Raw genomic sequence first — 12978 nt, forward strand, 5'->3', positions numbered from 1 at the left:
GTCAAAGGTCTCACCAGATTTTTTGTCGGCTGGCGCATCAAAGGAGGTGTCAAAGGTCTCGCTAGATTTTTTGTCGGCTGGCGCATCAAATGAGGTGTCAAAGGTCTCGCCAGATTGTGCGGGATGGGACCGCCTGGGTGCTACTTGCTTGCGGGCTGCTGATAGGCTTGGTGCTACTTGCTTGGGGGCTACTGATGGAGTTGCTGATGAACTTGCTCCTATACAAGTATTGGTGAATGTGGATATATTCTCGGAGGGATTTGACTGCCCGGATGTGGAGTTTGTACAGTTGGCTCGACCTACCTTGTCGCTTGCCAAGTATCTGCAGATGGTGGGACGTGGACTGCGAGTGGCTAAGGGGAAGAAGAACTGCTTGATTATAGATAACGTGGGACTGTATCGGGTGTTTGGATTGCCTTCGCAAGTATGGAACTGGAATGCTATGTTCGAGGGAAAACTGAAAGTTGGCAAGAAAAAGGAGACTCCGAAGGAAAGAGAGTTTTTCCTGATGTACGGAAAGCAAGAAACTATGCCTGTTGGTCAAGACTCGGAAATGATGATGGTGATGAGCCATGAGGAACTGATGCAGTCATTGCTGTATCGGGAGTTTGTGGATTGCAATGATGATTTTGCCATCGTCAAGTTGAATGATGGAAAGATGACGGTGGTAAACCGACAAGGCGAACAGGTGATAGAACCAGGCAACTATTATGAAATGAAGTTCTTACGAGGTAATATCTTATCCTATCGACCTCGCAGAAAGACTGTATGTTACTACGACCTCTTGGCGAGAGTTGTCATTGACGAGGACATTCATGAGAAAGATGCTCCCGAGGTAATCACCATCAATAAATGGGAGTTCGTCGAATATAATGGTCTCTTCAGGTCTCGTACCTACGAGCACTTTGCTTTACCTTTTCGCCCTTCCCAATATGACCTTTGGAATTATGGATATTATATGATCTACAACTTTCAATGCTCTACAGACAGTGGTTGTCAGGAATGGATATATAAAGAGGAGGATGGCGGCTCTATGCGCATGTATAAAGAAAACAGTGAAAAGGTTTGTTTTTTACGTGGCGACCATACTCATGTATATTGGCTGTGCGCCGACCTGTACGACAGTGGCATAGTGGTCATGGACAGTCATGAGGATTACTACTTCGTTGACTCCAGCTTGAAAAAGACCTATATAGGTTGCAATCAACCCAAAACAGAAAGCGAGAATTTGATGGTTGCGATGCCACGGCTTGGCAAACTGGTCTATGAGCGAGAAATGAAGCGCAGGAAAAAGCAAGAGGAACAGGAACTGTTACTGTTGCACGAGAAATCGGAGGCAGGCAGCGTGGAATTGTATCAAGCTGGAAAGAAGTGGGGATTGAAGATGGATGGTAAGGTTGTAGTACCTCCTCTCTACCACAGCATTTCTCAACCTGTTGGTGCCTATTGTGCCTTTGAGCAGATGCCAAGGCATTGGGGTATCATGAACTTGAAAGGCAAGGTGATTGTTGATGCTAAATATGAAAAGGTGGAGGTTCTTGCCAATGGTAAAGCTGTTGTTACTACTATTACGGGGAAAACACAGACTGTCAATCTTAGATAAAGGTAGGTGTTTCCCTTGACGTCACATGCCGGTTGTTGCAACCTATATGAGCGATTTTTCTGTTATTCTGTCAGTCTGTGGGCGTGCCAAAGTGTCAGTATTGATACTTTGGCACGTTTTTCGTATGGGCATGTGTCGATTGGTGGTGAGCCCCAATAGGCTTGCTGAAGATCTGAAATATAAACAAGAAGTAATAACAATTTAAAAATATAGAATCATGAACATTAAACCATTAGCAGACAGAGTGCTGGTACTTCCTGCACCAGCTGAAGAAAAAGTAGGTGGAATCATTATCCCTGATACAGCAAAGGAAAAGCCACAGCGTGGTAAGGTCGTTGCTACAGGCAAGGGTACTAAGGATGAAGAAATGATTCTCAAGGAAGGTGATACCGTTCTCTACGGTAAGTATGCTGGTACTGAATTGGAATTTGATGGTACCAAGTATATGATGATGCGTCAGAGCGACGTACTCGCAGTAGTAGAGGAGTAGTTTTAAAGGTAAAAAGGTAAAAAAGTAAAAAGGTAAAAAGCTTTTTTGCTGATAAAGGTAAAAAAGTAAAAAGGTAAAGAGCTTTTTTGCTGATAAAGGTAAAGAAGTAAAATGGTAAAAAATACTTTTTGCGATATTTAAACATTATTAGAAAGAATATATTATGGCTAAGGATATTAAATATAATATGGATGCCCGCGACCTCTTGAAGAAGGGCGTCGATCAGTTGGCAAATGCAGTAAAGGTAACTCTCGGTCCTAAGGGACGCAACGTGGTAATCGAAAAGAAGTTTGGTGCTCCTCAGATTACTAAGGATGGTGTTACCGTGGCTAAGGAAGTAGAGTTGGAGAACAAGTTTGAGAATACTGGTGCTCAGCTCGTAAAGAGCGTTGCCAGCAAGACTGGTGATGATGCCGGTGACGGTACAACAACTGCTACTATCCTGACTCAGGCTATCGTAAATGAGGGCTTGAAGAACGTTACTGCCGGTGCTAACCCTATGGACTTGAAGCGTGGTATCGACAAGGCTGTAGCTGCTGTCGTTGCCTTCATCAAGGATCATGCTGAGCAGGTTGATGACAACTACGACAAGATTGAGCAGGTGGCTACTGTTTCTGCCAACAACGATGCTGAGATTGGTAAGCTCCTGGCTGACGCTATGCGCAAGGTTTCCAAGGATGGTGTCATCACTATCGAGGAGAGCAAGAGCCGTGATACCAACATCGGTGTAGTTGAGGGTATGCAGTTCGACCGTGGTTACTTGAGCGGTTATTTCATGACAGACGCTGACAAGATGGAGTGTGTAATGGATAACCCATACATCCTTCTTTACGATAAGAAGATTTCTAACCTGAAGGAGTTCTTGCCAATCCTCCAGCCTGCTGCTGAGAGCGGTCGTCCTTTGTTGGTTATCGCTGAGGATGTTGATTCTGAGGCTTTGACTACATTGGTAGTTAACCGTTTGCGTGGCGGTTTGAAGATTTGTGCTGTAAAGGCTCCTGGCTTCGGTGACCGTCGCAAGGCTATGTTGGAGGATATCGCTGTATTGACTGGCGGTGTTGTTATCTCTGAGGAGAAGGGCTTGAAGTTGGAGCAGGCTACTTTGGATATGCTGGGTTCTGCTGACAAGGTTACTGTCAACAAGGACAATACAACTATCGTCAACGGTCATGGCGAGAAGGCTAACATCCAGGATCGTGTAGCTCAGATCAAGAACGAGATTGAGAACACCAAGTCTTCTTACGACAAGGAGAAACTTCAGGAGCGTTTGGCTAAGCTCGCCGGTGGTGTAGCTGTTCTCTACGTTGGTGCTAACTCTGAGGTAGAGATGAAGGAGAAGAAGGATCGTGTTGACGATGCTCTCTGCGCTACCCGTGCTGCTATCGAGGAAGGTATCGTAGCTGGTGGTGGTACTACTTATATCCGTGCTCTCGAGGCATTGAAGGATATGAAGGGTGACAACGCTGACGAGACAACGGGTATCCGCATCGTAGAGCGTGCTATCGAGGAGCCTTTGCGCCAGATTGTAGCCAATGCAGGTGGCGAGGGTTCTGTAGTAGTAAATAAGGTTCGCGAGGGCGAGGGTGACTTCGGTTACAATGCCCGCAAGGACGTTTACGAGGATATGCGCAAGGCTGGTATCGTAGATCCTGCCAAGGTTGAGCGTGTAGCTTTGGAGAATGCTGCTTCTATTGCTGGTCTGTTCCTGACTACAGAGTGCGTATTGGTAGACAAACCAGAACCAGCTCCAGCAGCTCCGGCAGCAGCTCCAGGTATGGGCGGCATGATGTAAAAACTGAATAGTTCGCGCAAAGAACGCATACTGTAAGGGTGCGGTTTTGCAAAGTAAAAATAACAAATAGGGGTGATTCTCAATGAATTACCCCTATTTTTGTATTTATTAAGTTTTAAAGATGCAAAAAATCGCAAAATTATTTGGAGTGAATTGACTTTTTTTGTAATTTTGCAAGCGAATAAAGATAGTTCTTCTCTATGCGAGTAGATTATCTTTCAAAGTTTGATTGTAATTGTATGAGGACCGTGAGGTCTGTGTACAATGAAAATATTTTTTTGATTTGTTTTAGTAGATTAGTTTTTAAGTAGTTTGTTTTTGAAAATCGGTTGTCGTGAGACATCCGATTTTTTTTTGTTATTTATTTTGTGTTCTCGAATTTATTGTGTAATTTTGCAGCATGAAGAATATTGATTGGAAAAAAGCATTGGTCTTCCTGATTGTTATCGGTGGACTGATTTATATAACAAAGGCTGAGTTGGGAATGACAACTACTAATTCATTCCTCACTACGCTTGGTATTTTATTGCTTCTCTTTATCGGTGATAACTTCGCTCAGAAGATAGACGATAATAGAAAGCGTCGTAAACTGAATGATGATGGAAAAGCTAATTAATCTTTATAGGCAATGGGCTGGCGAAGAACCTGCGGAGGTCATCAAGTTGGCAGAGCAGGGAAGTAACCGTCAGTATTTCCGTATCATCAAGCAAGATGGAGATACGGTGATTGGTGTCGTGGGCACCAGTCGTGATGAAGATCATGCCTTCATTTATCTTGCCAATCATTTCAACCTCCGACAGTTGCCTGTACCTAAGATCTTGGCAGTGAGCGAGGATCAGCTTTGCTATATACAGACTGACCTGGGGGGAACTTCGCTTTTCGATGCTATCAAGGGTGGTCGTGAGGCTGGAGGAAGATATAATCAGAAGGAGAAGGAACTTCTGAAGAAGACTATCCGTGAGTTGCCTAACATTCAGTTGCGTGGTGCTCGCGGGCTGGACTGGTCCAATTGCTATCCTCAGCCGGAATTTGATGTGGATAGCGTTCTTTTTGACCTCAACTATTTCAAGTATTGTTTCCTGAAACCTACCGATCTGGATTTTCATGAGCTGAAACTTGAAGCCAATTTCCGGTTGTTTGCAAAGGATCTTACTTCCGAAAAGATGGATTGTTTCCTCTATCGTGATTTCCAGGCACGCAACATTATGCTGGACGAAAATGGCAATCCGTATTTTATCGATTTCCAAGGTGGCAGAAAGGGACCGTTCTATTATGATCTGGCTTCCTTCCTCTGGCAGGCTTCTGCCAAATATTCCTTCAAGCTCCGCCGGGAGTTGGTTTGGGAGTATTATCAGTCGCTCAAGAATTATACGGAGGTTCCTTCGGTCCGCCATTTCGTGAATCGTCTGAGTCTCTTTGTGCTCTTCCGCACCTTACAGGTGTTGGGAGCTTACGGTTTCCGTGGCTATTTCGAGCGCAAGAAGCATTTTCTTGAGAGTATTCCACCTGCCATCCAGAATCTTCGTGATCTCCTTAAGATGGGCGAGAAGGTGTTCCCTTATCCCTATATGATGGATATGCTTCGCAGACTTACCGAACTGCCGCAGTTCAAGCGCATCGAGAGTGCTGCCGTAACACGTGCAGATGGATATAAGACTACAGATAATAATATTTATCGGGCTCATCCACAGGATGGACCGGCAACATTCTCCAAGTATGACGGAAAGGGACCTTTGGTTGTGAGAGTCTACAGTTTCTCCTTTAAAAAGGGTATTCCTGAAGATCCGTCTGGCAATGGTGGCGGTTATGTCTTTGACTGTAGAAGCTCTCATAACCCAGGCCGTTATGAACCTTACAAGAAGTTGACGGGTCTGGACGAACCGGTCATCCGATTCCTGGAGGATGATGGTGAGATTCTCCAGTTCCTGGAGCATGTCTATGCACTTGCCGATCATCACGTGAACCGTTATATCCAGCGTGGTTTCACCTCTCTGATGTTCTGTTTCGGTTGTACGGGCGGTCAGCATCGCAGTGTGTATTCCGCTCAGCATCTGGCAGAGCATATCCACGAAAAGTTTGGCGTGGAAGTGCAAATCTGCCATCGTGAGCAACAGATAGAGCAGGTTTTGCCTGCAAAATAAGAATAAGTGGCGTGCAAATTTGGCTATCTCGCAAAAAGTTAGTAAATTTGCACGCACATTAAAATATAGCTATACAGCAATGATGCAAGCAATGATATTCGCAGCAGGGTTGGGCACTCGCCTTAAGCCACTTACCGACCGTATTCCGAAGGCATTGGTAAGTGTCGGTGGAGAACCTTTGCTCAAACGTGTCATCTTTCAGTTGAAGGATGCCGGTTTCACTCGCATTGTAGTGAACGTGCATCATTTCTCCAATCAAATCATCGATTATCTCAGAGAGAATGATAACTTCGGTATGGACATCCGTATCAGTGAAGAGAGCGAAAAGCTGCTCGAAACGGGTGGAGGTATCCGGAAGGCATGGCCATTCTTCGATCAGACTGAGCCTATCCTGATTCATAATGTGGACATCCTGAGCAATGTGGATTTGAAGAAATTCTATCAGATGGAGTCGAAGGAACTTTCAGATGATTCTTCGGATTTTATGAAGGAGAAGGCTCCCTTGGCAGCCCGCCTTCTGGTGAGCGAACGCAAGACCAAGCGCTATCTTCTCTTCGATGACAGCATGCGATTGGTAGGCTGGACGAATATAGAGACGGGCGAGGTAAAGAGTCCTTATCCTGATCTCAATCCTAAAGATTATAAGATGTATGCTTTCTCGGGCATCCACATGGTAGCCCCATCACTCTTCCCATTGATGGAGGAGGAACCGGATAAGTTCCCAATCATGGATTTCTATCTGAAGCATTGCGACAAGGTTCGCATTGAGGGATATGTGAAGAACGACCTCAAGCTGATGGATGTGGGAAAGCAGGAGACGCTGAAAGAAGCGGAGGCGTTCCTGAAAGAATTATAAATTATAAATTAGACAATATGCAACAGAAGATTATTATTTTGGATTTCGGTTCACAGACCACACAGCTGATTGGCCGTCGTGTCCGTGAGCTTGATACCTTCTGCGAGATTATGCCTTACAACAAGTTTCCAAAGGATGACCCATCTGTGATTGGTGTCATCTTGAGCGGTAGCCCTTATTCCGTTCATGATCCGGAAGCTTTCAAGGTAGATCTGAGCCAGTTTATTGGCCGCATTCCTGTGCTCGGCATCTGCTACGGTGCTCAGTTCCTCTCTTACGCCCAGGGCGGTAAGGTGGAGGCTGCAGACAGCCGTGAGTATGGTCGTGCCAACTTGGAGCAGTTCGACAAGGAGAATCCTTTGTTCAAGGGATTCATCGAGAACTCTCAGGTTTGGATGAGTCATGGTGATACCATCACTGCGATTCCTGAGGACTATAAGTGCATCGCTTCTACTGCCAATGTGAAGTATGCTGCTTATGCTTCTACCAAGCAGCCTGTTTGGGCTGTACAGTTCCACCCAGAGGTGTTCCACTCTTTGCAGGGTACACAGCTCTTGAAGAACTTCGTGGTAGATATCTGTGGCAGCAAGCAGGACTGGAGTGCTGACTCTTTCGTTGAGACAACAGTTGCTGAGTTGAAGGAACAGTTGGGTGACGACAAGGTTATCCTCGGTCTTTCTGGTGGTGTTGACTCAAGTGTTGCTGCCGTTCTCCTGAACAAGGCTATCGGTAAGAACCTTACCTGTATCTTCGTTGATCACGGTATGCTCAGAAAGAACGAGTTCCGTGATGTAATGGAGGATTACAAGTGCTTGGGTCTGAATGTAATCGGCGTTGATGCATCAGAGAAGTTCTTTGCTGACTTGGCTGGTGTTACAGATCCAGAGGAGAAGCGTAAGATTATCGGCCGTGACTTCGTGGAGGTTTTCAATGCTGAGGCTAAGAAGCAGACTGGTGCCAAGTGGTTGGCTCAGGGTACTATCTATCCTGACCGTATCGAGAGCTTGAACATCACTGGCAAGGTAATCAAGAGTCATCACAATGTAGGTGGTCTTCCTAAGGAGATGAACCTTCAGTTGTGCGAGCCATTGAAGTGGCTGTTCAAGGATGAGGTTCGTCGAGTAGGTCGCTCTATGGGTATGCCAGAGCACCTGATTACCCGTCACCCATTCCCAGGTCCAGGTTTGGCTGTCCGTATCTTGGGTGACATCACTCCAGAGAAAGTACGTATCCTTCAGGATGCTGACGATATCTATATCCGTGGCTTGCGTGAGTATAAGGTGAAGTTGAGTGGTGAGGAAGCTCGCCGCGTCCTGGCTGCCGGTGTTCCTGCTGACATGCAGAATGGCGAGATAGAGGTATCTCTCTACGATCAGATCTGGCAGGCTGGTACCGTATTGCTTTCTACTGTCCGTTCTGTAGGTGTGATGGGTGATGAGCGTACATACGAGCACCCTGTTGCCTTGCGTGCCGTAACAAGTACTGATGCGATGACAGCCGACTGGGCACATCTTCCTTATGATTTCATGGCTAAGGTAAGTAATGAGATTATTAATAAGGTGAAGGGTGTAAACCGTGTATGTTATGACATCTCTTCAAAACCACCTTCGACAATCGAGTGGGAATAGTCGGAATACCGATAAACAGACACTCAAATAAAGATGAATTAATTTAAACTCAATAAGTTAGGGGATTCGTTGACGTAATAGCTTGATTGTCAACAAATCCCCTTTCTTGTATAAAATCAACAGGCTATAGCATAAACTTTGTTCGCATCAACACCTTCGATGTTCACCCATGCCTCCCCACCAGGCGTTCTGGCTGATTTGCAATCCGCCGGAATAGTAAGCCACTTTCAAAAACACTCTTCACTCTTCACCGGAAGGACATAAATATCTGTAACTTAGAAACTTGCACGGGTGAAGAGCTTGCGCCACTCTTCACCCACTCTTCACCCGGAGCCGCTTTCGGAAAATCTGTAAAAATCTGTGGGACGTAAAAAAAGTGGTTTCAGCCCCCGGCCGAACAGGGCGAGCTTCCGATTCAATTCCGTGCGCAATCCGAATGTGAACAGTGGTGAAGAGTGGTGAAGAGTGGAGCGTCACTCTTCACCTCTTGCAACCCCAGTGTTTATCGGGGTTTCAGCCGATTTGGTGAAGAGTGAAGAGTAAAAAGAAGAGTGGTGCTTTTATAAAAAAAACTCCCGACGTATCGTTTGGTGCCTGGCAATGGCAGATTATTGCCCTGGTAAGGGGCAATGTTGTGCCATAGTGAGGCAATAAACGCTACAAGCCGCTTTACGCATCGGCAGTACTATCATGGCGATCTCTCAGTAACGTCTTTGCGCCTTGTAAGTACTATCGCTGTTGCTTGTAAGTACTATCGTTGTTGCATCGTTTTTACGTAAATAGTCTTCGGAGTAACCTTTACTTGTTGCCGGAAGAATTAATGTTATAAGCCGGAGAAGCCTATATCTTCAGCCGCACAACAGCTGTTGTGCGCTTGCATAACAGCTGATATGCGCTCGCCCAACAGCTGTTGTGCAAGTGGAAATCAGCTGGTGGGCGATGAGTTGTTGGATATAAGTTCTGTGTATGTATATGAACGAGCCGTAACGAGCTTCAAGCTGTTAAACCAGTCGAAATTTGCGACCAGATCAATCATCTTACTATAACCTCATTATCTTGTAACCGGTCACAATTTGTGACCGGTTCGCCCTTACCGTTAGTCGTTCCGACGGATTATGGTGCAAAGGTATGAACAAATGAGAAGACTACAATTGTATAAATGCAGAGCCGCTTACTATTCTAGAGAAGGTACGTATTCTCTAGGATGCAGATGATATCTACCGTGGCTTGCGTGGGAGTATTCGGAATGCCGATAAACTGCCACTCAAATAAAGATGAATTAATTTAAATTCAATAAGTTAGGGGATTCGTTGACGTAAATTACTGATTGTCAACAAATCCCCTTTCTTGTACATTTTTACACTCAACACTTGGCAGTTTCCAATGCGTATGAATCTATTTATTACTTTGATTCTATGCGCTTCGTTTCTTGTTCAAACAGCGTGATCAAGTCCTTTTCAACCTTTGAAAAGGTTGCATCCATATCCATTTCTTCTGCATCATCAAAGTGTTTGGTAACAGACAATCCTTTATAAGGTTCTGTCATTGTAACTTTGAAAGTATCAGAAGAAAGCATTTCACAAATGCCTTCCAAATGAATCTCTTTGCCTGCGATTACAGGATTAATATCGATATCAAAACGGTACATATTGCTTGCTTTTTAGAACAATCCCCACTCGGCAAAACGCTCAAATCCACCAATTTGTTTGATGTATTGGCGAGCAATTTCTACAATCTCAGAATATGGCTTCCCATCAATCTCTGTATCACCAATGGCACAGAATAACTCCACAGGTTTACCTGTTTCTTGTGCTTTAAGGAACGCATAGATATTGACTGAAACGTCTGCTTTGCTTAGGTCCTTGCCCTGCACTCCTCCGCCCGAAACAGACTGAGCCATGTCAGAGCCAAGTTTGCGGTTTGTAGCACCTGCGTCAACGTCTGTTCCACCTGTCCAATCTCCAAGTGGATTAACCACGGCAGTAGGGTAGAGGCTCTTCAAATCCTTTGTCTTAGCATTGCTCTGACATATTATCAGCTTACCATTGCCTAATACATACTTGCCATCGGAAGGATATGCCTTGTATATGTCGTGGGCAATCTTACTAAGTTCTTTTTCCTCATCAGTTAGCGGAACACCCTTAAAGATACCATTATCGCCACAGCGAACTTCGCCGTCTTGGTTGCTTGCAAGTATAGGGTCTTGCTGCACCATTACGAGCTGCACTTTGAGGTTCTTTTGTCCTGTGATACGAAAAACAACAGCCTCAACCTCAGTTTGCGTGAATGCCACACTACTTTCGATGATGAGGTTTGCCACACCATGCCCCAATAATACCTCTACAGCAATTCTTGGGTTTTCTTCTCGCTTGTACGCAAGGTCAACTAATGCACCTGCGATTCTGTCTGCCACCTTATCCGGATGGCTTGGATTTACTTTTTCAATCATTGTTCTTACTTTTAAATGTTATTCTTTTTGTTCATGTAACTTTCTATCGTATCGTAACTAATACCTTCTGAAAGGTATTTGTTGATTAACTCATACTTTTTAGTACTTACCCTAAACTCCAACTCTCTTATTTGCTTGTTCAGTGGCGTCAACGTGCGCTGATAAGAGATGTTATCCATGCGATTGCTTTTCAAATCAGCCTTCAATGCTCGCTTACGCATCTTGAAAGAGTTGATTTGAGCCTCACACTCCTCTCTGAAGGATTGAAAAGTTGAAAAAGCCTCACTAATCTCAGCATCCTTGTACTTCATATAGGTATCTGCATACATAGAGTACCATTTATCGGATTCTTTGGTTAGTCGCTCTACTTTCTTTTTCAATTCATTTATCTCAGACTGCATAAAGCGTTCCTTTATTTCAGATGAATAGTTCCAACCGTCACCATCCTCAGCATGTAAGATTTCAAGCACTTGTTCAAGTGTGTAGGCTTGATAGATATGCTTTGCCTCGTCATATTGAGTATTGATGTTGACGAATGGTTGCCAATGACTTATGAATGAAGACACCTGTATAGGCTCAATCCTGCCGTCTTCAAAAACCTCTGCACAGTGGTTCGTTCCGCTCAATGGACTGCCTGCTAAGTGAAAAACGAGACTGCGATTGCCATCTTTGTCTGTTCGCAAAGCTTTAGGACATTCATTCCACCACTCCAAGTATATGCCCAAGGTTGGTGTATGAAAACCTGATGTTCCTGTATAAGCGAGTACATTTTGAACGGCAACAGGAGCAAGAAACATTCGGCTGTCACGCATGATGCGCTCACTATGTGCCAATAGGTAGAAAGCGTTATCCGTGAAGAGTTTCTTCTGTTGCTCCACGTCTTCTGTTGTTCTTGGTAGAGGCTTACATGGCTTATTGCCAATACTCAGATACGTACCTGTTGCATCCAATTTCATCTTATCGGGTACAAAGTCGTCTTGATGTGATTCTTTTGGAAAGCACTCAAGTACTGCACCATTCATTAGGGTGATGCTGTTTTGTGGCTGTTCTGTGTTATTATGTATCATGTTCCAATATTATTTAATGTATGAATGAAATTCGTTTGCCTAAAATGTGAATATCCTTCGACTCCAAGAGGTTGTAGTCTATCTGCGGCTCCATTCCACAGGAAAGACAGTCACGGCAAATCATAAGAATCTTGCCAAGGTTATTCTGACCAACAAACACACCAAAGCTATTCACTTTGCAAATCTCCATGTTGACTAAGCGTTTCAAAGCTGCCTTGCTAATCTTTGGATTGTCCGTCTTAGCCTGTCTTGTAACTTTCTTTTTAAGCTCAGCTCTTCTTATAGCCAACTCTGTATTGGTACATCCCCAAACTTCTTTGGTGTCACTATGTTGCTTGGTAGTGTCCTCTATGATGATAGCGTCATGTGGCAGCTGTAAGAGTAAATTTGCAAAGTCGGCATTACCCTTACACTTCTGCCATACAACGTAGAGCATCCATTGTATGCGGAAATCGGCAAAATCTTGACGGATGAGATTATTGTTTCTTTTCTTGATGAAACGTTTGGCAGCAAAGCCGCTTGTCTGACGTTGCATATCCTCTTGTACCAACAGATGCTTTTCTGATGAGTCCGAAAACTCACCACATAGATAAAGCGTCTCACTATCACGCCAAGTTACACCTCCGAATGAAAATGGATAGCCACCTGCCATGTTGGAAAGACGCACGTTAATGCCATTCACCATGTCCGAAGCCTTGGCGAATGACAAACAGTTAAAGTGTGAAGCATTGATGTACTCCACACGACCTAAGATGATTTCTGATGTTTTTGATGTTGCCATAAAATTTTAATTTAAAGATGAATAATCAAGCCTTAAACTCACATCTATTTTACCACCGTGGCAATGGCTAATCTGCTCGGTTGGTTCTGTATTTAAACAGTCTCTTGATGCTTGTCAATAAATAAAAGAACAACTCCCCATTTTGGAAAGCGGTTGCAAAATTACGTTCTT

11 protein-coding genes and 1 riboswitch are annotated in these 12978 nt (G+C 44.4%); of the genes, 7 read left to right on the forward strand and 4 right to left on the reverse strand.

What is annotated here, in order from left to right; genetic code table 11:
- The 7 genes from ACQRBJ_RS05845 to guaA form a co-directional block, all read left to right on the forward strand.
- Nucleotides 1-1603: WG repeat-containing protein (locus ACQRBJ_RS05845; RefSeq protein WP_445303076.1), on the forward strand; the 1603-nt coding region annotated here is incomplete at its 5' end.
- Nucleotides 1604-1820: 217 nt separating this feature from the next.
- Nucleotides 1821-2093 carry a co-chaperone GroES gene (locus ACQRBJ_RS05850; protein WP_117662833.1) on the forward strand — a complete coding sequence of 91 codons (273 nt, stop codon included), beginning with the start codon at nt 1821-1823 and terminating at the stop codon, nt 2091-2093.
- Nucleotides 2094-2256: 163 nt separating this feature from the next.
- A complete protein-coding gene (gene groL / locus ACQRBJ_RS05855; protein WP_294972276.1) occupies nt 2257-3885 on the forward strand; it encodes a chaperonin GroEL in 1629 nt (542 codons plus the stop codon).
- 400 nt (nt 3886-4285) lie between these two features.
- Nucleotides 4286-4501 (forward strand): transporter, encoded by a 216-nt coding sequence (locus tag ACQRBJ_RS05860; RefSeq protein ID WP_153124990.1) that lies wholly within the window; start codon nt 4286-4288, stop codon nt 4499-4501.
- Complete coding sequence (locus ACQRBJ_RS05865) at nt 4485-6026, forward strand: RapZ C-terminal domain-containing protein (protein ID WP_445303077.1); 1542 nt, start codon at nt 4485-4487, stop codon at nt 6024-6026. Before ACQRBJ_RS05860 ends, ACQRBJ_RS05865 begins: the two co-directional genes overlap by 17 nt.
- Before the next feature lie 79 nt (nt 6027-6105).
- Nucleotides 6106-6882, forward strand: a complete 777-nt coding sequence (locus tag ACQRBJ_RS05870) for a nucleotidyltransferase family protein (protein WP_445303078.1) — start codon at nt 6106-6108, stop codon at nt 6880-6882.
- Nucleotides 6883-6899: 17 nt separating this feature from the next.
- Nucleotides 6900-8510, forward strand: coding sequence for a glutamine-hydrolyzing GMP synthase (guaA, locus tag ACQRBJ_RS05875; protein ID WP_118310983.1), 1611 nt, complete (start codon nt 6900-6902; stop codon nt 8508-8510).
- A 1402-nt stretch (nt 8511-9912) separates the two neighbouring features.
- On the opposite strand, the gene ACQRBJ_RS05880 is transcribed toward guaA, so the two are convergent.
- The 4 genes from ACQRBJ_RS05880 to ACQRBJ_RS05895 all read right to left on the reverse strand — a co-directional run bounded on the left by ACQRBJ_RS05880 (nt 9913) and on the right by ACQRBJ_RS05895 (nt 12807).
- The gene (locus ACQRBJ_RS05880) at nt 9913-10158 is read right to left on the reverse strand and encodes a hypothetical protein (RefSeq protein WP_427877207.1); all 246 of its coding nucleotides are present in this window, start codon (nt 10156-10158) and stop codon (nt 9913-9915) included.
- Between the two features lie 12 nt (nt 10159-10170).
- Entirely contained in the window at nt 10171-10959 is a 789-nt protein-coding gene (locus ACQRBJ_RS05885; RefSeq protein ID WP_445303079.1) for an S-adenosylmethionine synthetase N-terminal domain-containing protein, read from the reverse strand.
- Between the two features lie 11 nt (nt 10960-10970).
- Nucleotides 10971-12026, reverse strand: a complete 1056-nt coding sequence (locus ACQRBJ_RS05890; RefSeq protein ID WP_445303080.1) for a hypothetical protein — start codon at nt 12024-12026, stop codon at nt 10971-10973.
- A gap of 13 nt (nt 12027-12039) precedes the next feature.
- Nucleotides 12040-12807, reverse strand: coding sequence for an NADAR family protein (locus ACQRBJ_RS05895; protein ID WP_445303081.1), 768 nt, complete (start codon nt 12805-12807; stop codon nt 12040-12042).
- Nucleotides 12800-12923: riboswitch (SAM-I-IV-variant riboswitch) on the reverse strand. (Overlaps the previous gene by 8 nt.)
- Nucleotides 12924-12978: the final 55 nt, after the last annotated feature.

Origin of the sequence: Prevotella sp. SGI.167 (genome assembly GCF_050313615.1) — a bacterium.
In the GTDB taxonomy this organism is placed as follows: Bacteria; Bacteroidota; Bacteroidia; order Bacteroidales; family Bacteroidaceae; genus Prevotella.

Coding starts and splice junctions, on each gene's coding strand:
- ACQRBJ_RS05870 (WP_445303078.1), top strand. CDS start 6,106: ATGATGCAAGCAATGATATTCGCAGCAGGGTTGGGCACTCGCCTTAAG.
- ACQRBJ_RS05850 (WP_117662833.1), top strand. CDS start 1,821: ATGAACATTAAACCATTAGCAGACAGAGTGCTGGTACTTCCTGCACCA.
- groL (WP_294972276.1), top strand. CDS start 2,257: ATGGCTAAGGATATTAAATATAATATGGATGCCCGCGACCTCTTGAAG.
- ACQRBJ_RS05885 (WP_445303079.1), bottom strand. CDS start 10,959: ATGATTGAAAAAGTAAATCCAAGCCATCCGGATAAGGTGGCAGACAGA.
- ACQRBJ_RS05890 (WP_445303080.1), bottom strand. CDS start 12,026: ATGATACATAATAACACAGAACAGCCACAAAACAGCATCACCCTAATG.
- ACQRBJ_RS05880 (WP_427877207.1), bottom strand. CDS start 10,158: ATGTACCGTTTTGATATCGATATTAATCCTGTAATCGCAGGCAAAGAG.
- ACQRBJ_RS05895 (WP_445303081.1), bottom strand. CDS start 12,807: ATGGCAACATCAAAAACATCAGAAATCATCTTAGGTCGTGTGGAGTAC.
- ACQRBJ_RS05865 (WP_445303077.1), top strand. CDS start 4,485: ATGGAAAAGCTAATTAATCTTTATAGGCAATGGGCTGGCGAAGAACCT.
- guaA (WP_118310983.1), top strand. CDS start 6,900: ATGCAACAGAAGATTATTATTTTGGATTTCGGTTCACAGACCACACAG.
- ACQRBJ_RS05860 (WP_153124990.1), top strand. CDS start 4,286: ATGAAGAATATTGATTGGAAAAAAGCATTGGTCTTCCTGATTGTTATC.